This window comes from Morganella sp. B601 (genome assembly GCF_051172335.1).
GTDB classification, from domain to species: Bacteria; Pseudomonadota; Gammaproteobacteria; order Enterobacterales; family Enterobacteriaceae; genus Morganella; species Morganella morganii.
In genome coordinates this window covers 19055-39634 of record NZ_JBPIZE010000003.1, presented here as the reverse complement: position 1 = coordinate 39634, position 20580 = coordinate 19055, and the positions used below count along the sequence as shown (strand labels likewise).

General features: G+C 43.8%; 32 protein-coding genes and 4 tRNA genes. 25 read left to right on the top strand and 11 right to left on the bottom strand.

The window, feature by feature from the left end:
- Positions 1–50: 50 nt before the first annotated feature.
- Both ACSBQN_RS08690 and ACSBQN_RS08685 read left to right on the top strand, forming a co-directional pair.
- A tRNA-Ser gene (locus ACSBQN_RS08690) sits at positions 51–138 on the top strand.
- A 5-nt stretch (positions 139–143) separates the two neighbouring features.
- Positions 144–219 (top strand) — tRNA-Thr (locus tag ACSBQN_RS08685).
- 38 nt (positions 220–257) lie between these two features.
- Here the strand turns inward: ACSBQN_RS08685 and ACSBQN_RS08680 are convergent.
- From ACSBQN_RS08680 to ACSBQN_RS08660, 5 genes are all read right to left on the bottom strand, one after another.
- Positions 258–1409: a tyrosine-type recombinase/integrase gene (locus tag ACSBQN_RS08680; RefSeq protein ID WP_096747291.1), complete on the bottom strand. Its 1152-nt coding sequence runs from the start codon at positions 1407–1409 to the stop codon at positions 258–260.
- Positions 1410–1946: 537 nt separating this feature from the next.
- A complete protein-coding gene (locus ACSBQN_RS08675) occupies positions 1947–2342 on the bottom strand; it encodes a single-stranded DNA-binding protein (protein ID WP_434991665.1) in 396 nt (131 codons plus the stop codon).
- The gene (locus ACSBQN_RS08670) at positions 2343–2957 is read right to left on the bottom strand and encodes an ERF family protein (protein ID WP_434991664.1); all 615 of its coding nucleotides are present in this window, start codon (positions 2955–2957) and stop codon (positions 2343–2345) included.
- Positions 2958–2959: 2 nt separating this feature from the next.
- Positions 2960–3322 carry a hypothetical protein gene (locus ACSBQN_RS08665; protein WP_434991663.1) on the bottom strand — a complete coding sequence of 121 codons (363 nt, stop codon included), beginning with the start codon at positions 3320–3322 and terminating at the stop codon, positions 2960–2962.
- Between the two features lie 157 nt (positions 3323–3479).
- Positions 3480–3656, bottom strand: coding sequence for a hypothetical protein (locus ACSBQN_RS08660; protein ID WP_214168969.1), 177 nt, complete (start codon positions 3654–3656; stop codon positions 3480–3482).
- 773 nt (positions 3657–4429) lie between these two features.
- On the opposite strand from ACSBQN_RS08660, the gene ACSBQN_RS08655 reads away from it, so the two are divergent.
- Both ACSBQN_RS08655 and ACSBQN_RS08650 read left to right on the top strand, forming a co-directional pair.
- Positions 4430–4693 carry a hypothetical protein gene (locus tag ACSBQN_RS08655; protein WP_052927414.1) on the top strand — a complete coding sequence of 88 codons (264 nt, stop codon included), beginning with the start codon at positions 4430–4432 and terminating at the stop codon, positions 4691–4693.
- A gap of 354 nt (positions 4694–5047) precedes the next feature.
- Entirely contained in the window at positions 5048–5257 is a 210-nt protein-coding gene (locus tag ACSBQN_RS08650) for a hypothetical protein (RefSeq protein ID WP_004240099.1), read from the top strand.
- Positions 5258–5285: 28 nt separating this feature from the next.
- On the opposite strand, the gene ACSBQN_RS08645 is transcribed toward ACSBQN_RS08650, so the two are convergent.
- A complete protein-coding gene (locus ACSBQN_RS08645) occupies positions 5286–5738 on the bottom strand; it encodes a hypothetical protein (protein ID WP_230058901.1) in 453 nt (150 codons plus the stop codon).
- A 252-nt stretch (positions 5739–5990) separates the two neighbouring features.
- Between ACSBQN_RS08645 and ACSBQN_RS08640 the strand changes: the two genes are divergently transcribed.
- On the top strand, positions 5991–6188 hold the full coding sequence (locus tag ACSBQN_RS08640; RefSeq protein WP_036414486.1) for a DUF2767 family protein: 198 nt from the start codon (positions 5991–5993) through the stop codon (positions 6186–6188).
- A 152-nt stretch (positions 6189–6340) separates the two neighbouring features.
- On the opposite strand, the gene ACSBQN_RS08635 is transcribed toward ACSBQN_RS08640, so the two are convergent.
- Both ACSBQN_RS08635 and ACSBQN_RS08630 read right to left on the bottom strand, forming a co-directional pair.
- Complete coding sequence (locus tag ACSBQN_RS08635) at positions 6341–6682, bottom strand: DUF3024 domain-containing protein (protein ID WP_186726484.1); 342 nt, start codon at positions 6680–6682, stop codon at positions 6341–6343.
- Between the two features lie 38 nt (positions 6683–6720).
- A complete protein-coding gene (locus ACSBQN_RS08630; RefSeq protein WP_036414490.1) occupies positions 6721–7368 on the bottom strand; it encodes an XRE family transcriptional regulator in 648 nt (215 codons plus the stop codon).
- Between the two features lie 99 nt (positions 7369–7467).
- On the opposite strand from ACSBQN_RS08630, the gene ACSBQN_RS08625 reads away from it, so the two are divergent.
- The 4 genes from ACSBQN_RS08625 to ACSBQN_RS08610 all read left to right on the top strand — a co-directional run bounded on the left by ACSBQN_RS08625 (position 7468) and on the right by ACSBQN_RS08610 (position 9795).
- Positions 7468–7677, top strand: a complete 210-nt coding sequence (locus ACSBQN_RS08625) for a helix-turn-helix domain-containing protein (RefSeq protein ID WP_036414492.1) — start codon at positions 7468–7470, stop codon at positions 7675–7677.
- 130 nt (positions 7678–7807) lie between these two features.
- Positions 7808–8134 carry a hypothetical protein gene (locus ACSBQN_RS08620; protein ID WP_036414494.1) on the top strand — a complete coding sequence of 109 codons (327 nt, stop codon included), beginning with the start codon at positions 7808–7810 and terminating at the stop codon, positions 8132–8134.
- Positions 8135–8275: 141 nt separating this feature from the next.
- The gene (locus tag ACSBQN_RS08615; protein WP_214188619.1) at positions 8276–9067 is read left to right on the top strand and encodes a replication protein; all 792 of its coding nucleotides are present in this window, start codon (positions 8276–8278) and stop codon (positions 9065–9067) included.
- Positions 9067–9795 carry an ATP-binding protein gene (locus ACSBQN_RS08610; RefSeq protein WP_036414495.1) on the top strand — a complete coding sequence of 243 codons (729 nt, stop codon included), beginning with the start codon at positions 9067–9069 and terminating at the stop codon, positions 9793–9795. Before ACSBQN_RS08615 ends, ACSBQN_RS08610 begins: the two co-directional genes overlap by 1 nt.
- Before the next feature lie 36 nt (positions 9796–9831).
- Here ACSBQN_RS08610 and ACSBQN_RS08605 read toward each other — a convergent pair.
- Positions 9832–9906, bottom strand: a tRNA-Gly gene (locus ACSBQN_RS08605).
- A gap of 2 nt (positions 9907–9908) precedes the next feature.
- Positions 9909–9984, bottom strand: a tRNA-Lys gene (locus ACSBQN_RS08600).
- 59 nt (positions 9985–10043) lie between these two features.
- Here ACSBQN_RS08600 and ACSBQN_RS08595 point away from each other — a divergent pair.
- A complete protein-coding gene (locus ACSBQN_RS08595) occupies positions 10044–10487 on the top strand; it encodes a recombination protein NinB (protein ID WP_434991662.1) in 444 nt (147 codons plus the stop codon).
- A gap of 640 nt (positions 10488–11127) precedes the next feature.
- Here the strand turns inward: ACSBQN_RS08595 and ACSBQN_RS08590 are convergent.
- Positions 11128–11556 (bottom strand): universal stress protein, encoded by a 429-nt coding sequence (locus ACSBQN_RS08590; RefSeq protein ID WP_036414499.1) that lies wholly within the window; start codon positions 11554–11556, stop codon positions 11128–11130.
- Between the two features lie 285 nt (positions 11557–11841).
- Between ACSBQN_RS08590 and ACSBQN_RS08585 the strand changes: the two genes are divergently transcribed.
- The 15 genes from ACSBQN_RS08585 (at position 11842) to ACSBQN_RS08515 (ending at position 20579) form a co-directional block, all read left to right on the top strand.
- A complete protein-coding gene (locus ACSBQN_RS08585) occupies positions 11842–12471 on the top strand; it encodes a recombination protein NinG (protein WP_070579773.1) in 630 nt (209 codons plus the stop codon).
- 289 nt (positions 12472–12760) lie between these two features.
- A complete protein-coding gene (locus tag ACSBQN_RS08580; protein WP_046024441.1) occupies positions 12761–13198 on the top strand; it encodes an antiterminator Q family protein in 438 nt (145 codons plus the stop codon).
- Positions 13199–13572: 374 nt separating this feature from the next.
- Positions 13573–13785: a transcription antiterminator/RNA stability regulator CspE gene (gene cspE / locus ACSBQN_RS08575; protein ID WP_046024440.1), complete on the top strand. Its 213-nt coding sequence runs from the start codon at positions 13573–13575 to the stop codon at positions 13783–13785.
- A gap of 9 nt (positions 13786–13794) precedes the next feature.
- A complete protein-coding gene (gene ymcF, locus ACSBQN_RS08570) occupies positions 13795–13935 on the top strand; it encodes a cold shock small protein YmcF (RefSeq protein ID WP_223302381.1) in 141 nt (46 codons plus the stop codon).
- Positions 13936–14010: 75 nt separating this feature from the next.
- The gene (gene lpxL / locus ACSBQN_RS08565) at positions 14011–14940 is read left to right on the top strand and encodes an LpxL/LpxP family Kdo(2)-lipid IV(A) lauroyl/palmitoleoyl acyltransferase (RefSeq protein WP_434991661.1); all 930 of its coding nucleotides are present in this window, start codon (positions 14011–14013) and stop codon (positions 14938–14940) included.
- 268 nt (positions 14941–15208) lie between these two features.
- Positions 15209–15643 (top strand): phosphate-starvation-inducible protein PsiE, encoded by a 435-nt coding sequence (psiE, locus tag ACSBQN_RS08560; protein ID WP_036414510.1) that lies wholly within the window; start codon positions 15209–15211, stop codon positions 15641–15643.
- Positions 15644–16247: 604 nt separating this feature from the next.
- On the top strand, positions 16248–16400 hold the full coding sequence (locus tag ACSBQN_RS08555; RefSeq protein WP_166707600.1) for an MbeCy: 153 nt from the start codon (positions 16248–16250) through the stop codon (positions 16398–16400).
- 168 nt (positions 16401–16568) lie between these two features.
- Positions 16569–16775, top strand: a complete 207-nt coding sequence (locus ACSBQN_RS08550; protein ID WP_214168975.1) for a hypothetical protein — start codon at positions 16569–16571, stop codon at positions 16773–16775.
- A gap of 480 nt (positions 16776–17255) precedes the next feature.
- Positions 17256–17447 carry a phage holin family protein gene (locus tag ACSBQN_RS08545; protein WP_004238694.1) on the top strand — a complete coding sequence of 64 codons (192 nt, stop codon included), beginning with the start codon at positions 17256–17258 and terminating at the stop codon, positions 17445–17447.
- Positions 17440–17916: a lysozyme gene (locus ACSBQN_RS08540; protein ID WP_434991660.1), complete on the top strand. Its 477-nt coding sequence runs from the start codon at positions 17440–17442 to the stop codon at positions 17914–17916. The genes ACSBQN_RS08545 and ACSBQN_RS08540 overlap by 8 nt, the downstream gene beginning before the upstream one ends.
- A 136-nt stretch (positions 17917–18052) precedes the next feature.
- Entirely contained in the window at positions 18053–18430 is a 378-nt protein-coding gene (locus tag ACSBQN_RS08535; protein WP_153642094.1) for a hypothetical protein, read from the top strand.
- On the top strand, positions 18318–18569 hold the full coding sequence (gene lysC / locus ACSBQN_RS08530) for an Rz1-like lysis system protein LysC (protein ID WP_434991659.1): 252 nt from the start codon (positions 18318–18320) through the stop codon (positions 18567–18569). Before ACSBQN_RS08535 ends, lysC begins: the two co-directional genes overlap by 113 nt.
- Positions 18570–19721: 1152 nt before the next feature.
- A complete protein-coding gene (locus tag ACSBQN_RS08525; RefSeq protein ID WP_220730933.1) occupies positions 19722–19877 on the top strand; it encodes a hypothetical protein in 156 nt (51 codons plus the stop codon).
- A gap of 52 nt (positions 19878–19929) precedes the next feature.
- Positions 19930–20067, top strand: coding sequence for a hypothetical protein (locus ACSBQN_RS08520; protein WP_434991658.1), 138 nt, complete (start codon positions 19930–19932; stop codon positions 20065–20067).
- Between the two features lie 2 nt (positions 20068–20069).
- Positions 20070–20579: a terminase small subunit gene (locus ACSBQN_RS08515; protein WP_434991657.1), complete on the top strand. Its 510-nt coding sequence runs from the start codon at positions 20070–20072 to the stop codon at positions 20577–20579.
- Position 20580: the final 1 nt, after the last annotated feature.

The window sequence follows — 20580 nt, the reverse complement described above, 5'->3', positions numbered from 1 at the left end:
GCATATAGGGGTAGACAGGTTCCTCATTTTTCAGCATAATCGCGCCCCATGGAAGGATGGCCGAGTGGCTTAAGGCAGCGGTCTTGAAAACCGCCGACGGGAGACCGTCCTAGAGTTCGAATCTCTATCCTTCCGCCAAATTCGCCGGCTTAGCTCAGTTGGTAGAGCAACTGACTTGTAATCAGTAGGTCACCAGTTCGACTCCGGTAGCCGGCACCATATTAAACCCGTTAACTCTCAACCAGTTAGCGGGTTTTTCATTTGTGCTCACCAACCACACTCAGGGTCGGGTGGGACATATTTGGGACATCCTCACCAAAAACAGCATCGATTTGCTGCGCATGCTGGCTCAGATGACCTGGTGCCAGGTGAGCATACCGGCGTACCATTTCTATTGATTCCCATCCCCCCATTTCCTGCAATACGGACAGCGGTACTCCCGCCTGAATTAACCAGCTCGCCCATGTGTGGCGAAGGTCGTGAAAACGGAAGTTTTCTATACCGGCACGTTTAAGTGCAGTCCTGAACGCAGTATTACCGTCAACGCGCATTTTTCTGACAACCGGAGTCATTGAGCCGTCAGATCTGTTTTTAGCCTTCGTATGCACAAAAACATACTTTGTGTGATTGCCTATCTGCTCACGCAGGACGCGGCACGCAGTGTCGTTAAGAGCAACACCCAATGCTTTCCCTGATTTGGTCTGATCCGGGGGAATCCACGCTACTTTTCTCGGCATATCTATTTGTGACCATTCCAGGTTAATAATATTGGAGCGCCGCAGGCCGGTAGCCAGAGCAAATGTCACAACAGATTTAAGAGGTTCACTGCATTCATCGATCAGGCGTTTTGCTTCCCGTGGCTCGAGCCATCGGACCCGGTTATTCTTCGGTTTTGGCACCCGGATATTCGGGGCTTTATCGAGATACTTCCAGTCGCGTTCAGCGGCGCGGAGCAGTGACTTGATGAAAGCCAGGTAAGCAGATTTGGTTGCTACAGAAACCGGCTCTGATTTTTTACTGACTGCGCGCCGCTTCCTGCCGGAAATATGCTTTTCCCAATTTTCTTTCAGCTTCTGATTTTTCAGCTTACTGACAGCATCATAGATTTTAATCTCATCAATATCTGCCAGGTGCATCCCTTCAAAGTGATCGAGCCAAAACAGTATTTTGGTTTTATCATCATCAAGAGATTTTTTGCCTGATTTTTCCTCGAGCCACCGAGTACAGGCAACCTCAAAAGTTACCTTCGGAGTTTCACCCAGTGAGCTTACGCGCCACAGCTCGGCCTTTCGTTTATCATGCAACTCCTGCGCTTGTTTTTTGTCCGTTGTACCAAGCGACTCCTTAATTCTTTTACCATTGTGCGAGTAACTGGCGTACCATATCTCGCCTCTCCGGAAGATTGACATATCCTTTCCTCTTCCGCACTAATCACGCTTTCCGGCGTATTGTGCATTTTGTAGTTGATGGCTGCAATGCAATTTGCACGGGTAAACTGCCACGGCGATTTGGGCTTAAGCGGATCTTTTCTTGAGCCGGACAGCCTGCCGGAATCAATCCATTTTTTCAGGGTAGGGTAAGATATTCCCATGAAGGCACAGGCTTCACGGCTATCCATCGGGTAGGCGTCTACCGTCGGCCAATATAAAGTTAGGGCTCTGCCTCTGGTTAAAGTGGGTTTAGTTGCAACCCCCATACTTCATCCTCCTGCTGTATCGTACGCACGTAATACCCGGGCACTTTCTTCTCAGAAAAGCACGGGCGATTAATTGGTTTGAATTTCGGTGTGTATTTGTCGAGTATTGCGGTGTGTTGTTCGTCTGATGTGTGCTGCATTAATTCCGTCAGGCAATCCCTTGCTATTCGTCTGCGTCCGTTCTCTGCTTTCTGTGGCGTTATAACTTAACGCTTTTGTCTACCTGCTCATCCCTGCATTACGCTTCATCCTAAAACGGAACATCATAGTCAAAATCCATCGGTGGCTCATTCCGTGCTGGAGCTTGCTGCGTCTGCGGCTTCTGGCTTCCTGCCTGATTGTTGCTGAAATCCAACTGGTTCACGATAATCACCGGCGCTGATCGTTTATTGCCATCCTGACCTGTCCATTCCTCCATGATGAACTCGCCAGTAACCGTCACCTTCATTCCTTTTTTCAGGTGTTCTGGCAATTTCTCAGCTTTCGCGCCGAACATTTTACAGGTAACCCACGATGTCTTTTCGTGCTCGCCATATCCCTGTTTCACCGGCAGGCTGAACGATGCAACGGCTTTCCCTGCCGGAGTCCATCGTTGCTCACAATCCTTTCCGATATTACCGCTGACTGTAATTACGTTAATTGCCATTTATGCCGCCTGCTTAAGTTCGTTGATCCTGATGCCGGTGAGTCGTTTACATTCATCCTGCTTGTCGCTGCCGTTCAGCATTTGCCACACTTTTCTGTATTCAGCCTCAATCGTCTTTGTGTCACTTGTGACATTAAGAAATTCGGTATAGTCACCCAAAATCTGCTCTGGATTACGTGGAACAACATCGTGAACCTCTGCGTCAGCATCAATCGCAGTTTCTTCGGTAGGAATACAAAATGCCTGGAAAGCTGCGTATTTATAGGCGATAGACATTGCTTTGTTGGTTGCCTTGTCCCCGCTATCCATAGCTTCGCCAAAGGTGGTCACTGTGTGTTTGCTGCCGTCTTCCGTGGCAATGAAATCAAACTCAGCCTTCACCACGACATAAAATAAGGTACCGCCTTTTTGTGTCTGTCGCTCCGTGACAGAACGCTCCATAATGCGGGGAAGGATAATCAGGCCATGCTTAACCAGCGCCGGGGCAAGTGCGTTGTATACAGCGTCGATACCCCTGAACATAAACCCCTGTTGTGAATTCCTGCTCCCTTTTTTGATGCCTGTCTCAGCCAGTTCCTTGGCTACGGCACTTATTGCCTTATAGACTTCAGACATGATTAATCCCCCAATCTCTGGCCGGGGCGTGATTCCGCACGCCCACCGCCGTAATAATCAACACCGCCGACACCGTTAGTTTTTCCATGTTCTGTCCTCCATTCTCTCCACGCCTGTGTCTCAGCAGCATTCCGTGCTGCTTTGATGTTTTCAGGTAGTGGAGGGTAGCGAAGGGCAGTGATGCGGCAGATGTTGTGAAGTGTCTCGGCAACCCGTTGCTCTGACAGTGAAGGCTCTCCGGTCGGTTTTCCCCGCCGTTGCAAATCCATTTGCTCAATTGCTGATTTCAGGGCGTGTTGATAATTTTCATCATACGTCCCACCGGAGCCTGAACGTTTCCCTATACGGCGTGGATATTCCATCATGTGAATTCTCCGCTTAAAAATTCTACCGGTACCCGTCCGTTTGGCAATCCGACACTTTCACGAAACCAGTAATCATCCTTTTCTTTCTGCTCTCGTTTTCTGCGCTGTTCGGCAATCCGTTGCCGTTCTACCTGAGCATCCTGTATTGTGTATGTGTTCATGCCGGTAGCCTCATTCTGCACTGATGTAGAATACGGTTTGTCTTGGCATTCTCCCTGCGCCAACGCCATTCCGACACAATCTGCTCAATCTGCTTTTCATCCATGTCAGCCTGATTGAACAACTCAATAACCTGTTCCTTGGTGTGTTTTTGTTTTGCAGTCATCAGCGACATATCTTTCTCCCGTAAGCTCTCATCTGTAATTGGTTAGCCAGATCCCAAATGCGGGACTTTCCGGTGGATATCGCTACCCTTGCCGCACATCGGGCAAGGCGTAAAAATGGCATAGAGATGCACGCCACGTCAGAACCGCACGCAGCGCGACAAGGTTTAGTTTTCATGTTGTTTACCTACGGATATACCTGAAAAATAAAGGATATATTTAAATTTTATTGATGCTGATTAAAATATATTTAGTGATAACAATGAGGAGCAGATTATGGAGGCTTTTGCTTTATTACCTTTGATTACAGCAACCATTCCTGGCGGTATCTTTTTTCTTTCTGTCTCATTTATGTTTGTTTCCTACTGATGGACATTAAGGCAGTTATATTCCAACTGCCTTTTCCATAAATTAATGGCGCATAATTTCACTCTGGCACAATGCCCGCTCCCCGGATATAGTTAGAAAAACTAAGGAGAGCAGTTATGAATTTAACCCCTGAACAACTCGAGACGATCATTGAGAAAGCTGTAGAAAAAGCTATAACCAAGTCATTCATCAGGTATCTGAAATTAACTATCGGGATTCCTGTTGTTGTCTTTATCTTCCTTGCGGTAATCGGATATTTCCTTTATCCGAGGTAATTCCTCTTATACACATCCCTGTGCTACGTGATGAATGAATAGTTATCCCCGTATTGCGAGAAAAGTTAAAATTTCAGTAAAATCGTATATTATTTTATGCTAAAATATCATTCATATGTTCAATAAACTATGGAGATATAATGAGTGAGCTAATAAAAAAAGTAATTTTTCGATTCATAAAAGCTCCTAAGGTAATAAATAATTTCGATGATGAAGAACGCGCATTACTGATATATTTTCTTAATGGAAAATACAAAAAAAGGAAAATCAGAATTTATAAAAAAGCAGCAAAGCGTTTGATTGATAAAGATGTTTTGGAAGTTGTTGAATCCAGCGTCCGCCCCGGGGTTAATCTAATTAAGATATCAGACTGTTACTATTCTATTCTGAAGCAGAAAATATAAATTTCAGATTACTGACTGGTGGCTCGTATCCTGGGCTGTCAGACGCCAAGACGCCCGATATATTTCAGGTAATCAAAAATGCTTTTATCTGTTGGCTCTATGTTCTCATTGTTGCACTCTTTGCAGCAGCTTCCGGCATACGCCTCTGCCTGAGCAACATGTGATGAGCTCAATTCAGTCGATGCAGTACTTATTGCTACACGTCATATCCATCTCCTGTTTTATTTAACCTAACATCCACCGTAAATGTGATGGGGTGAAGTGTCTGCTTTTAACCATATCAGATGAGGTGCCGTGTGTTACAGATAGAAATCCGTTAAGATGCTTTTAGCCCTATAAAATGAGATAAATAAGATGAATAATGAAGTGATTGCAAAGCGTCTGGACGCGCAGCATATTTTGCTAAAATCAATTTTTGACGCGCTGACTACCGAGCAAAAATCCGAAATTGAGAAAAATATTAAAAGTTTGAGTCAGGCAGCAAGGTACCCGCACATTCTGGAGTCATTTGATGAGCCAGAAGATGCAGAGAAAGCAGCACTGGACTTGCTCTACCTTAAGTAATACTTGGTCAGCCCATTCATAGGATGGGCTATGCTCTGGCCGTGATACCAAATTCTGTTTTTGGTTTTGACTTATATCGCTTAGTTGAATACAGGGCAGTTGTGTTTAAGCAGCAGTTGTCCGGTGAATCATAAACTGGGGTGCTGCATGCGGATGTGGCTTTTTCTACTCGGCTCATTGGGCTTTTGTCCGGTTCAGTTCTGAATATTTCCTCCAACTTCATTTTTACATTTTTGGTGGCAATCGCTTCAGCCTTTCTCCTGGCGTGACGCCTGTTTGCTGAGTTGCCACGTAAAAATTCAGGCTTGCGTGATTTTTTCACTATGATTATTGCCATATTTCCTCCAAACAGTCGGCTTTGGCGATTGGTACAACCATGTGTTGCTTCAATCCCGAAACCTTCTGAGAAGGCTGACGCTTTATCAGCGTCACCGTTCTGACAGCCAATACACAGCTCGCTATCATCGTTTTTAAAGAACATCAACGTGCTGTGTTCCGTTGATGGATATGATGATATGCATTTGACGCAAATGCGTCAAGCGCATATTTTGGCTTGGGTAATGTTAGATAAGATTTAAGATATTTATATTATTGATTTTATTTGGGATTTGTCTTTTTTAAAATCGTCAAAATCTGGCGTAGATCACATGGGGTGGAACAAAAAATATACAATTATTTTCTGTCCAAGCGCTGCTGTGGATGTTATTGTTGAATAAATATACAGAGGTGATGAATGAGTGACGAACGAGAACTGATTTACAGTGAAGTATGCAGAGTAACAGGCAGAGCGGCTATTATGTTACTGGATTCACGGCAGATGATAACGAAAGGAAATATCAGGCAATTGCTGTACTCCCATAAAGAACAAGAAATAGACAGATTTATGAATGAGGTTTATGAGGTTGCTATCGACCTGATGAGCGATAATTGATATAAAAAAGCCCTCGCGGGTAGGGCTGGGGTTATGCTGCCCTTCACCTATGCGTTCACCGCCAGGATAGCCCTGCCAACTTTTATCACTGTCATATCCTTATTATGTATTTCTACACCTACCACCTTACTCTAAAATATGTCATCAGGCTGTCAGCCAAAGAATCGATGATTTGCATCTTCATCAATAATTTTTATTGCGTCAGAAAAACTGCCTATCATTCGGCCGTCGTAGTGTCGCCATTCATTATTCTCAGTAGACCAGAACAGAGACCACGAGTTGCTGTTTCTGTTGTTTGTTATTTTGGCCAGCATTTCTTCCGCACGTCCGGTGCTCCAGGACAGTTGTCTAACCTCGAAAATGATTACGCTATCGTCTTCAATACGATACTGAAGATCATGTTCATCCCGGATATGCTTTGGTGGACGACGCTTTTCCATGAAATAGTTCATACATTGTTTAATTTGTACGACTTCAGTGTCATTGAATGCCATAGTTTGTCCTTAGAACTCGTTTGATTATCAGTACTGGTTTATGATTGTTCGCACTTATCGATAAATTTAGTCGGTTTTACAATCGCAGCCACATAATGCATTTTTTCCACTTCACGTGGGTCAACTGTGATTGGCGGGTGAGTATTGTTGACGCTGGTGAATTGGTAACTACCATCTCTGGTTTTATTCAGTATTTTTACCATGTTCTTACCTTCAACAGTGCGCACAAAGACCTCATCGCCGGATCTGACTACTGTGTTGGGCTCAACAACCACATACTCACCTGACTGAATCCTGGGCCACATACTGTCACCCTTAACTTTGAGGGCATAAGCGTCCTTATCATCGCTGTAAATTTGAACCCATCCCTCAAGGGCCTCTATCATATCCACTGCGCCATCAATCCCCAGGAATGCTTCCCCAACTACTTTAACCATGCCATTGGGGACGAATCCAACAAACTCAACATTATCATCTTGTTGCTGTGTAGTGGTATCGGAGAATAGGTCGGCTACCGTGACACCAAGAGCAGCCGCAATTTTTGTTAATGTGCTCTCGGAGTAGCCTTGGATATTCCTTTCAAGGCGAGAGATATTCCCCACGTCGCTATCAATAGCAGTGGCTAATTGCAGGATTGTTAATCCCTTCTGTTTTCTGAGAGCTCTAATTTTTGTTCCTATTTTCATATTATCATTCAACTTTATTTATGCGTCTCACACAAAGCGTATTGCGCATATCAAAGTATATGGTAATATGCGTATAGCGCATTCAAGGTGGAGTGAGATATGCAAATAACGCCTTTAAGGAAAATTCGTTTGGAAAAGCAATTAACAATTGCAGAGGTGGCGGCCGCAATTAACTACGATGTCGGGAACCTCAGTCGTTTGGAGCGTGGCGCTCAGACGGCATCACTTGAGATTGCTGAAAAATTGGTGAAATTTTACGAAAAAAAAATCACTGAAATGCAGATTTTGTATCCGCAGAGGTATATGTAGTTACCCTGGTTCTTTAACAATCGCAGAGCTGTTAGCTGCTACGGAGTCACTGATAAAGTGACGATTTACATATAAAACTACCTCACAGGATGTGAGCTACGGACTATCTATACCAAAAGGAATTTACATTATGGAAAATGCAAATCCACGCAAATCGTTCAACCGGTTTGTGTCAAATCATCTGATGACAACCGCTCATCAGGCAATCAGAAACACCACACAGACGGTCGTTGCAAAACTACTCGGTGTTCACGATTCAACAATCCTGCGCAGAACAGAAAAGTTACCGGAGATATGCGAGACATTGGCCGCAGCCGGTATCAGGGATTTTGTTTTGCCTGGCGAAAGAAAAATCAGTGAGGAGGAGTATCGGTTTCTGTGGAAGCAGATTGGTGAACTCTCTCAGATGAGAATCAAAGAAAACGCCCCGACTGTTGGAGCAGCAGAGGCGCATTAAGAAAAGCACTTAATATTTACACAGTATCAATAGCCAGTATTGTTGAAAAAAGGGAAACATAAAGTTTCCCTTTTTTGATACAGCAAATAACGGAGTAATTATACATGAAAGTAATTACAAAACAAAGATATGGAGGTCGCTATGAATACAGCGGAAGTGTATGAATTCCCTGTTAAGCAGGAGCAACCACGAGTGGCAGACCTGGACGATGGTTACACTAAACTCGCCAACGAACTGCTGGAGTCTCTTTCATGCTGCAATCTGACAGCCAGACAGTTCCGGGTAATGTTGGCACTGATCAGAAAAACATACGGGTTCGGGAAGAAAAATGACCGGATAGCAGATTCTCAGCTGTCAGAAATTACCGGCCTGTCCCGTCAGAACGTTAACAAGGCAAAGAACGAATTAATTTCAATGAATTACATCGTGAAAGATGGCAATAAGATTGGTGTTAACAAGGAGGTTTCGGCGTGGAAAAATCAACTTAGAGACACTGTCTCTAATCTGGAGACAAAAAAAGTCTCTAAGTTAGAGACAAATGGTGTCTCTGGTTTGGAGACACACAAAAGAAATACTTTAAAGAAAAAAGAAAATATATATACCCCTATATCCCCTAAACCTGAGAAATCGGCCAAGCCAGAACCCTTTGATGCAAATGCACACCCGCTGCCTGACTGGTTGAGCCGAGATACCTGGGTGAACTGGGTTACCTACCGGAAAGATCTGAAAAAACCGATCAAGACAAAACAGACACTAAACGGGCTGATATCCAGGCTGACTAAATTTTACGAGGCAGGGTATACACCTGAGAGCGTAATCGACGAATCGATATCAAACGGCTGGACTGGCTTGTTTATGCCGAAATCACCACCAACACGGCCGCGCATTGTCCGGCCTAAGCGTGTTCAGCAATTCATACCGGAGGACTTCTGATGGCAACAGCAGCACAGACTCTGGCGAGGTTTAACCGCATGAAGCCGGAGCACATCAAGCCAAAATTCACGAATGCCGCTGAGCTGATGGCGTGGCAGCGTGAGCAGGGCGCTATCGATGCGAAACGGATTGCTGACGAAAACCGTGTGGCTCGACTGCATAAAATCATGGGGCGTTCCGGTATCAGCCCGTTACACCAGGAATGCACGTTTGAGAACTATCTGGTGACAACGCCGGAACAACAGCGGGCACTCAGTAAATCACAGCAGTACGCATCTGAGTTTGGTAAATCATTTGGCGGATTTATTTTCAGCGGTAATCCCGGCACCGGTAAAAACCATCTGGCAGCGGCTATCGGCAACCAGATAATCCGGAACGGGAAAAGCATTCTGATTGCCACTCTGCCAGACCTGATGATGCGTGTCCGTGAGACATACCAGAAAGGGGCAAAAACTACTGAGTCGCAGCTGATCAGCGACCTGTGCGAAGTGGATTTACTGGTGCTGGATGATGTTGGCGTGCAGCGCAATAACCTGAACGAAGAACTGATTATTTTTCAGGTGGTAGATCGCCGGTCATCGAACAAGAAGCCGGTAGGTGTGCTGACCAATCTCAATTTTGACGAACTGGCAAAAGCATTGGGTGATCGGGTTATTGACCGTCTGAGAATGGGATCGCCGACCGTTATCAATTTTACATGGGAAAGCTTCCGCAGGCAGGTTAAGTAGCGTCATAACCCAGGACAGAAGACTTTTTGAAATGATTGGAGCGGCCAGCGGGAATCGAACCCGCATCATCAGCTTGGAAGGCTGAGGTAATAGCCATTATACGATGACCGCAATGGTGGGTCGTGGGAGGCTCGAACTCCCGACCAATTGATTAAGAGTCAACTGCTCTACCGGCTGAGCTAACGACCCGATGAAATTAAAATACACCCGTAAGAAACTAACGGCAACCGATAACCTCAGGAGGCTGAATGCAAAAACAGACATTCCTTCTCAGGAATATACAGATACTCAGAAATCTCAAGGCAGAGCTCGACAATCTCCCGCTTAATGAAGAATTCCCCCTCGAAGTAAAAATATCCGACCCGAAACGAACTCTTCCCCAAAACGACATGTTCCACGCACTGTGCGGTAACGTAGCAGAGCAGGGCATCATATGGGCTGACAATACGTGGGGATTGCAGGACTGGAAATGTATTTTCGTCTCCGGACATGCAAAGGCTACCTGCCGTGACGGGACGCTTATTCCGGGACTTGAGGGAGAGATTGTACCGCTGGCAAGAGAAAGTACCGCAAACATGAGTAAGAAGCGCATGACAAGCTTAATCGAATATTCGCAGGCGTGGGCTATAGGTGAAGGTATAAAACCCCGCGCCGCACGATACAGGTTTAATCATTACGGACATCAGGAATAGGAGCAGGACGTATGAAAGAACCGCACATACACCGACTTCTCACCAATGACGAAGCCGATAATCTCTGCATTTACTACAGGCGTAAGGGATATAACCCGGTGAAGTCACTGAATATCAATCCTCAGTATTTCGACGTCACTGTGTATCTGCCGGTAGTCAGATATCTGAAACCAACACCACAGGCAATGATTAACAGGATGTGGCGATGAATGACGAACAATTCAAAGTATGCGTTGACATAATCAGGGCATGTCGCGATCTGGATTCGTTCACCAATCACGAGGCTGGGCTGCACACGGGGAACTCAGCAGAGTTCATTAAGTGGTTTACCAACAAAATGCTGTATATCGGATGTTTGCGAAAGGTTGGTACAACGAGGCATAACCGCCATGTGAGTCCGTTATTTGCTATATCGCCGGATGCTGTCACCAGGCTGTATCGCTACGTTTGTGATTTCCGTGGTGAGTTAATGCCGGGTGGTGAGCAGAGTGAGAGAAAGCGAATCGAATTTTGCGGAAAGGTGGTCAGCAAAGCATACATTGAGCCGGGGTTCGGTCGGTCAGATGTTACCTGGTTCGACTCGCTAGTGCAGGGAGTCAGGAGAAGAAATGGTAAAGCCCGCCGGAGCGGGCGACTGGTGTCAGCGGACAACTAAAACTGAGGTTTTGGCATAACGGACGACTGCCGCAGCAGTGGAGCCGAGTAGATAGGTAGAAATACTCGGACGACGGGAGCCGATGATAATCAGGTCTGCACTAATAGCTTCGGCACGTTCAAGTATTTTGTCTTTTGGGCGACCAATTACGATATATCTGTCTGCTCTGTCCTCCGGCAAACTGAATTTCCTGATTATCTCGCCTAATTCTTTCTTTGTGGAATCTATCAGTCGCTTTTCCAGATCCGCGACAGACAAACCACTTTCAAAACCACCATATGGGAATGCTGGTATAACCGCAAGAAAATGGATACGGGCATCTTCAAGTTTAGCGAGGCTTTCAACATGAGGAGTAACCATATCAGTGAGTTCTTTTTCCCATACATCAATCGGAACAAGGATATTTTTGTACATAGTTCCTCCGATATTCATTATTCACTCAGATTAATAATAGACCAGATTGGCTAAAAAGTGAGCATAAAACGTTCAGCAGTTATTAATCAATGATCTTCGGAAAAAACTCCACTTTGCACCTAAAGCATGGTGGGTTCGCGTAATTATTTATTACAGGGGAGGGTTTGATGAACTGCGCAATATGCGGCGAAGGACTGGCCGACGATGAAGTTTATGTTTGCGACCAGTGCGCCGGTGAATGTCCGCATCTGGAAGTAGTCGAGAAGATAAAAGGAGATGGTGAGAGTGGCAAAGCAACCGCGGCGAAAATGCCTGATATGCCGAGAATGGTTTCACCCGAAATTCAGTAACGAATGGTGGTGCTGTCCGGAGCATGGCGCTGAGTTGGCTATAAAGCGACGAAGCAGGGAAAGGGAAAAGGCTGAAGCCAAATTAAGAAAGGAGCAGCAGCAAAAAGAACGTGAAGCAAAAGATAAATTAAAAATCAGCAAGTTAGCAGTAAAACCCACCTCATATTTCCGGCAGCAAGCACAAACAGCGTTTAACCAATTCATCAGACTCAGAGACCGCGATGAACCATGCATCAGCTGTGGTGAACCTAATCCGCCTGATTTACATGGTGGACAGTGGGACTGCGGTCATTTTCTGTCTGTAGGGTCACATCCTGAGCTGCGGTTTGAGGAGCGAAATGCCTATAAGCAATGTAAATCATGCAATGCGGGGGCCGGTAAATTCTCACACAAAAATAATACTGTAACGCAGAAATACGAGTTACGGCTGATTGAAAAATTTGGACAGGAGTTAGTTGACTGGTTACGCGGTCCGCATGAGATACCGCACTGGAAGCGGGAAGACTATATCCGTATACGCGATGAGTACCGTGCGAAAGTGAGGGAGTTAAAGCGTAAGACCTGAAATTACACCGATACCTGAACACTACGGTAATCAGGCGACACTGGCGACTGAGTTGAAAATAAACCGGTACACAGTCAGGACGTTTCACCGGGATACCTGGTGCGAAGCGTACATAATCTACATCGGTGTGCTTATGACCGAGTTCGAGATGAAAGGCATACAGGAGTGAGAACAATGAGAGAGAAACATTGGAGCAACACTACTCTTCAGGGCAACTATACGGGAAGCGTCATTTCTGTTTTATCGGAAGATATTAAACCTCATAGCCTGCAAAATAACGAGGTAATGTATGCGTGATATTCGCCAGGTGTTAGAACGGTGGGGGGCTTGGGTTGTTGATAATCAGGAATCAGTATATTGGTCACCAATTGCTGCCGGGTTTAAAGGGCTGATCCCTGAAAAAGTTAAGAGTCGTCAGCAATGTACTGATAATGATGCACTGGTGATATCCGGCATTATGGCAAAACTGAACATCCGCAACAGCGATATGCATGATCTGCTTTTTGATTACTATGTTTTCGGTAAGACGTTTATTCAGTTGGCCAAGAAATACGGGTGCTCAGACACTCACATAGGGAAAAAACTCCAGAAGGCAGAAGGGCTGGTGGAAGGAATGCTCATAATGGGAGATGTAAAACTGGAAATGGACGGTACATCACATCATGGAGGTATGCGGACATTTATGAACAAATTACATGATTTAAAAATTAATGCTTTACGATCGTAAAAAAGACGCTATTGTGATCAGAGTTATTTCTGTGTCATATTGATTACAAACTGAAACCCCGTTTTTACGGGGTTTTTTTATGTTGATAAACAGATAAGATAATTGGTTAAAATCAGTCGTGATTTACGTGTAGTGATACGTAACATCTGAGGGATAAAATAATAAAGTTTGCTATTTATGATCATCTGTGGCTTAATGGGGTCACTGGTTTGGAAGTACAGGCCTATTTATGCTAGTCAGTTTAAAGTCGTTCACCATTTAGCGTTATCCTCGATACCACTTCATTGCGAATTCCTTCTAATTAATTCCCATAAGTAAAAATAAAAAACAAACCTCATATGCCTTATGGCAATCAAAAAATTAAAGGAAATTCTATGTCTAATACAATGACTGGTTCAGTAAAATGGTTTAACGAATCGAAAGGTTTTGGCTTCATCTCTCCGGCAGATGGTAGCAAAGATGTGTTTGTTCACTTCTCTGCGATTCAGAGTGACAGCTTCAAAACATTATTTGAAGGTCAGAATGTTACCTTCAATATTGAAGACGGGGCAAAAGGTCCGTCTGCATCAAATGTGGTGGGTCTCTAAGGCGCACCAATGATAATAGCACTGTTTTTTCAGTGCCCCTGTTGCAGTGGAACACAATACCGGACTTCGCACTTTGATGTTTCTGCATCAAATCCGCATGGTGCAAAATGCATTTTTTGTAAAACGGTGATGCTGTTGTCCAGGCAATAGAAAAACTAAATTCCAAGGCCTGATAATATTATCAGGCCTTTTTATTATGCAGTAATTATTACTTATCAGGAAAAAATGTATTCTCTGAATAAATTTTCTATCAGGCTTCTTCACCCAAGGTACATTTTAACCTGGATTGGTATCCTGTTGCTTTTCTGTTTGGTTCAGATGCCTTATCCATGGCTTGTGTTTTTAGGCGATAAGTTAGGTCGTTTTTCTGGTTTGTTCCTGAAAAGGCGGGTATCCATAATTAAAAAAAATTTAGAATTATGTTTTCCTGACAGAAATAAAATCCAGATAGAGAGTATGGTTGCAAGCAACCTGTCATCTTTAGGGATTGCATTATTTGAAACCGGTATTGCCTGGTTCTGGAATGACAAAAAAATTAATGAAATATTTAGAGTAACGGGTTGTGATAACTTTAATGATGTATATGACAAAAATAATGGTGTTTTAATTATTGGTATTCATTCCATGTCGCTGGAACTTGGGGGCAGAGTTATGGGGCTGTGTTTTCCTGTAAATGCTATGTATCGTCCCCACAACAATAAAGCAATGGAGTATATACAAACAAGATGCCGAAGCCGTTCCGGAAGCGGGATGATCGACCGTAAGAATCTGAAGTTTATGGTATCGGAACTAAAACGCGGGCAGGCTATTTGGTTTGCTCCGGATCAGGACTTTGGAACTAAAGGTACTATCTTCGCCCCTTTTTTTTCGGTAGCTAATGCTTCTACATCAAAAGGAGTGGCAGCTATAGTCAAATTATCGAAGTCGCCGATACTTACTGCAACGATGATAAGAAATAATGAAAGTGGTAAGAGGCCTTATGAATTAATAATTGGTAAAGAAATTGCTGATTTTCCGTGTGGAGATGACCTGGAAGATGCTGAGAAACTAAATCAGATTATTGAGGCAGAAATCATGCATGCTCCGGACCAATACTTGTGGGCACACAGAAGGTTTAAGACCAGACCTACGGGAGAAAATTCTCTGTACAAATAAGTTACAAAGATTGTCATTGAATGATCTCTGTATCACATTGCTTATAAACAAAAACTTCGTATTGCGAGTTTTTATACTCATGTTGATGAAGTTGATTATTTATTGTAATCACGTGTAAGTAAGACAGTTAAAGAAATAGAATGTGGTAAACTGTATAAACACATTTCATATCAGCTGACGTTTAGCAAGTTCCGTACCTTCGGTTCTTTATTTTTGTATTCTATAAAAAATAGATGTGATGTTGAAGAGGGAAACCTCAGGAGCCATCATGTCAGGGTTGAGCCAATCAAAGTTAATAAGTCGGTTGCTTCAGTGGATCAGCAGTGCGGCACTGTTACTTTTGGCAATTATATTGATTGTTTTTTTGATAAAAGAAACAATTATCCTTGCTGCTTTGTTATTTAAAAAAAATGACCCGGTGTCGCTGTATTCATTAGTTGATGGGATAATTATATATTTTTTATATTTTGAATTTATTGCATTAATAATCAAGTACTTTCAATCAAACTATCATTTTCCGCTGCATTATTTTTTATATATAGCAATAACAGCGGTTATCAGACTGGTAGTAGTCGAACATAAACAACCATCATTATTAATCGTATATTCAATTACAATTCTGATATTAGTATTTGCTCTTTATGTAGCTAATACTGAAAAACCAATTCTTAAAAGAAAAAAGGTAAACTGCGAAGCTGAGTAATATCAGGTAAATAAAAAATCCGTGCCAAGACGATGTGGTATAGTAGTGTTGTCAATACCGTGCCGTTGGCTCAGTCTGGGAGCTGACTTTACAACCGTAAGGTTATCTTCTTTACCGGTGAATCAGAGAAATGAGCGGCACTCACGGGACTATGTTCCAGAGGAGTATCTATGTTTAACCCGTTTCAATTTGATACAGTGTTCCGTTTATTTCAATGGTTATCAGTTTCTGCTTTGCTGGTGTTAGCCATTGTGTTGATGGTTGTTTACTTTGCATAAATCACATTTGAAGTATGTGTAAAACTATCCACAGATTACTTGTGTTATGTAAATGTCAGGAATAAATTGATACAAAACATCACCATCCATAAAACGGCCATTATATTTTAAATTAAAATTTGATTATCTTGTTTTTTGGGGGGCGTATTGATTTTATCTGCTATACTTAAAGAGTAAAAGATGAAGACGGGGAGACTAGGTGCTCCACCAGAGTCTTTTCAGCCTCATCAGTTATGATGGGGCTTTTTATTATGTAAATACGTGTAAAGTCGACATCTCTATTTTTATTTTGTGCCAATATTATTTCTTAACAGAGGGAATTTATTGTGCCTAATATGAAAACAGAAGTAATTGTTGTTCGCCTGACCAAAAAAGAGAGAGCGCTCATGGATGCGGTAAAAACTAAACCACTGCTTTCAGATTGGATGAGAGAATTAGCGCTTGCTGAATTGAATAAACAAGAGGGCTGTAATGCATAATATTCTGTTTTTTTGTTTAAAAAAAGATGTACCAGATCCATGGTGTGGCAGGATCAGTTGTCTGGCTGGATTCTTATGACAGGGAATCAGTAGATTTTTTAATTTTTAAAATACCTGTTAATATGTTATTCCTGTTTTTATAAGTATAAAGAATAACAGGCGGGGTATATGGATTATTATTTAACGTTGACTGAGAGTGATAGTAGTTTTGTTTTACATAAAATTACATGTCAAAAGTTACAGCAGGCTAAAAGTACAGCGTATGTCGGATATTTCTGGGGAGAGCATGCAGCTATTCAGCAGGCTGTTGTTATAGCAAAAGGGCCTGTTGTTTTATGTTCGCTATGCCTGAATCAGGATGATAAAAAACCATAATGATAGCTCACATATTCAATTCTGTTGAATCACCGGATAGATCATTAGTTGTGTACGAAAAAACCGCAAACAGCAACCGGGGAAAGAATAAGTATATACCAACAACATAACTAAGATGTATTGTTTACAATTGTAGTGCGTTATTTAGATTAAGAAAGATTGTATAATATTTATTTAAATTCCAAAGGTCGCCTTTTGCGGCCTTTTTCGTTTATATTGCCACTGCATCAATTACCTTATTATCACTTAACATAAGAGCTGTACGCGGTTTTTATCCATGGCAATAATAAGAGCACTGGAATACGACAGGCTCATTACCTAATCCGTATTCGGACACAGTGCTCTTTTTATTGCTTTCCCGCCGCTGGTGGGATTCCGAATAATGCCGCAGCCACCTCACTTTAACCTGTTTAAAACATATAACCCGGTTGCGGGATTTCCCTATCACTCAACATACGGAACACTCCGCAAGGGGTGGATATGCGCATGTCCGACAAATATTCCAGCCCTACAGCATACGCCTGGGGGCTTATAACCTCTGCCTTTGGCATTTTATCTCTGGATCAGTGGGCCATTGTTGCCGGGATCATCTGTACCGTCGGTACGTTCCTGGTTAACTGGTATTACAAACGGAAGGAATTCCAGTTGAAAGCCGGAGAACATCATGAATAAGCGATTGGTTAAAAAGGTCATGGCCGCTTGTGCTGCCGGAGCAATTGCCGGTGCGCTGGTGCTGATCCCCGCATATGAAGGTGTTGAGTATACGCCTTATCGTGATGTGGCCGGAGTGCTCACAGTATGTTATGGCCATACCGGCAGTGATATTCAGCCCGGCAAGCTGTACACGGACGCTGAATGCAAGGCCCTGTTGCACGACGACCTGACGAAAGTCCGGCGCGCGGTTGATCCTATGATCAAAGTGCCGATTGATGACAATACCCGGGCGGCCATCTATTCATTTGCATATAACACCGGAACCGGTGCGTTCTCGCGCTCCACTATGCTGCGCAAACTCAATGCAGGTGATATCGCCGGTGCGTGTGACGAAATTAAACGCTGGACATTTGCCGGTGGCAAGCAGTGGCACGGACTGATTAACCGGCGGGATACGGAGAACGCGGTATGCCACGGAACCCCTTAACGTTGATCATCATTGCTATCATCCTGCTGACTACTGCTTTGTTGGCGGGTTGTTATCTGTATTCACTACCGAATCACTGCAAGCCTCTGCCGGGTAATCCTCTTGATGGTGTGATCCATTATGAGTGTGAAGCGCTATGAACTGGAAAGAAGCGGTAATTGCTGCGCTGTTTATTGCTGCCGCTTGGTGGGTATATGACACCTACCGGGATAACCAGCAACTGAAGGTGAATAACACAACGTTGTCCGGACAGCTGTCAGCACAGCGGACGATAAATACCATCACGCTTTCAGCCGTTGCCATCAGACACCGCGCCGCACTCGACAACATCAAAGCCAAAGAAACTGAGGGCACGGAGAATGTCAAAGTTAAAACCGTTATCAGAACGGAGTTTAAAGACAGTGAGTGTGCTGTTACTCCTGTTTCCCCTGGTGTTGTTGGGAAGTTGCAGCAATACGAAAGAGACATTCGTGCCCGCGCCGGTGGTGCCTATCCCGCCACAGCTGACCGCTGATTGTCCGCTGCCGGTTATTCCGGATGAACTGACATATGGCGGCGCAATCCTGTTGTTGGCCGATGCAATGAAGTCGATAGCAGACTGCAATCACGATAAGCGGGCAATACGGGAGATTGAAGCGGAGAGGATGAAGTAAAAAAAATTGCACCACCCTGAATATCGGAGATGGTGCAACAAAACTTATAGGGACACAGCATTTTCTTATTGTGATAACAGAATAATGAGATAACAGTACAATATTAGACCATTATTGAGATTTGTCGAATTATTTCCTGGTTTATTTGTGTTTTTTAAAATAAATTCTTACAAAATGCGAAATAAAAAGAAAATTCAACTGGTTATCGTGATTAATCTCCGTGTGGCAAAGGTTCATTATTAGGTAAGGTAAACGCAGTGAAATGTAAATCATCCGGGCTGACAACCGGACAGTCCGTAGCAATCTTAGCTGTCTATGTAGTCGTCGCATTTTCTTTCAGCTTTTTCATTTCCTGGTGCCTGCTGCATATCTGGAACTGGTTTGCTGAATCTGCTGGATTCGATTTAGTCATCAGCATCAACTGGGGCACAGTGATTGGCCTGTCCGTAATTTTGTGGGTGATGAGGTCAATATTCGGCAAGAAGGAATAGGTCACTTCGGTGACCTTTTTTATTACCTGAATTTTATAAAACTCTGCAAACGTCATTCATTGAGTGGCGTTGATAGAGATTTATGAAAGTCTGCCGCCATCATGTAGTATCGGGGTACATGCCACAATGGTGAGAAATTGTATGATTCTGCATAATGTGCTTAAAACTATATACATAGACAATGGCGACAATGATTTTTTGAAATATGAAATCATGGGGGAGCACGGTGGCGATGTAACAATAGCGATCGTATCAGCGGAAATTAAGTCAGTAGTTGGCGGAATAGACTGTTATCTGTGGGCTAAAGTCGGAGAGCTAACATTTGAGTACCTTGACCCGCCAAAGAGAGGATCATTCCAGCAGACTGTAGCAATGGAATCTCCACCGGGGAGAAGTATCAGCACCGTAATGCGGGAATGCAAAAAACACAGAGCAACCTGGCAAAGACCGTAACAAATACATAACCCGCTTCGGCGGGTTTTTTATTACCTCCGAGCCGCCGATCTCCTCTGCCACATTAGCCACGACCTGTGCCACTCCTCACGGCGAGCGTGTGGACATCCAGAATAATCGGTAACACCGGGATAAAGACACCCTCATATGCGGCTACACCTGCCGTGGTGGAAGAAATGGTGACATCTGACCTACAAGAGAGGCAATTATGATTACAACAACCATCAGTTACAAAATGACCCTACGCCGGTATATGAAGCCGGTATTATTTATCGCCGCCTTTCTGCCTGGCACATGGTTAGCAAGCCTGTGCTTTAAGAAAGAAATCGTATTTGAAGGGCAGGAGGTTGAATTGCATAACTGAAAAATACGAAGTCACAGCAACCAAAAAGGACGGCACGACGTATCACGGATTGATGACAACGAAAGAGCCACGTGTCACTAACGGACTGATTGGCATTGCCGGTCTGGATGGCTCATGGACATATATCGCACCGAATGAAATCAGCGACATCAGATACATTCCGGTTGTTGAGGAAAAGAGTAAGGAATAATTATGGCGCTCAACGATAAACAGGAAATGTTTTGTCGTGAGTACCTCGTAGACTTGAACGCTACACAGGCGGCTATTCGTGCGGGGTACAGTGATAAAACCGCTAACAGAATAGCCGCTCAATTATTGTCAAAACTTGACATTGGAAAGCGCATTCAGGAGCTGAAATCAGAGCGCGGTGAGCGCCTTGAGGTAGATGCAGATTACGTACTGAAACGCTTAGTTGAAATAGACCAGATGGACGTTGCGGACATTCTCCTTTCTAACGGCGAGATAAAGCCGATTAAGGACTGGCCCAAAGTGTGGCGCATAACACTGTCCGGTATCGACGTTATGGAAATCGCGGGTGATGCTGCCGGGTTGCTGAAGAAAATAAAATGGCCTGACAAGGTGAAGAATCTTGAATTGCTCGGTAAGCACATATCTGTCCAGGCATTCCGTGAGCAGGTTAAAAACGAGCATGATGTTGTCGGCACTCTCTCTGACCTGATGGACGAACTATCGAGCAAATAAC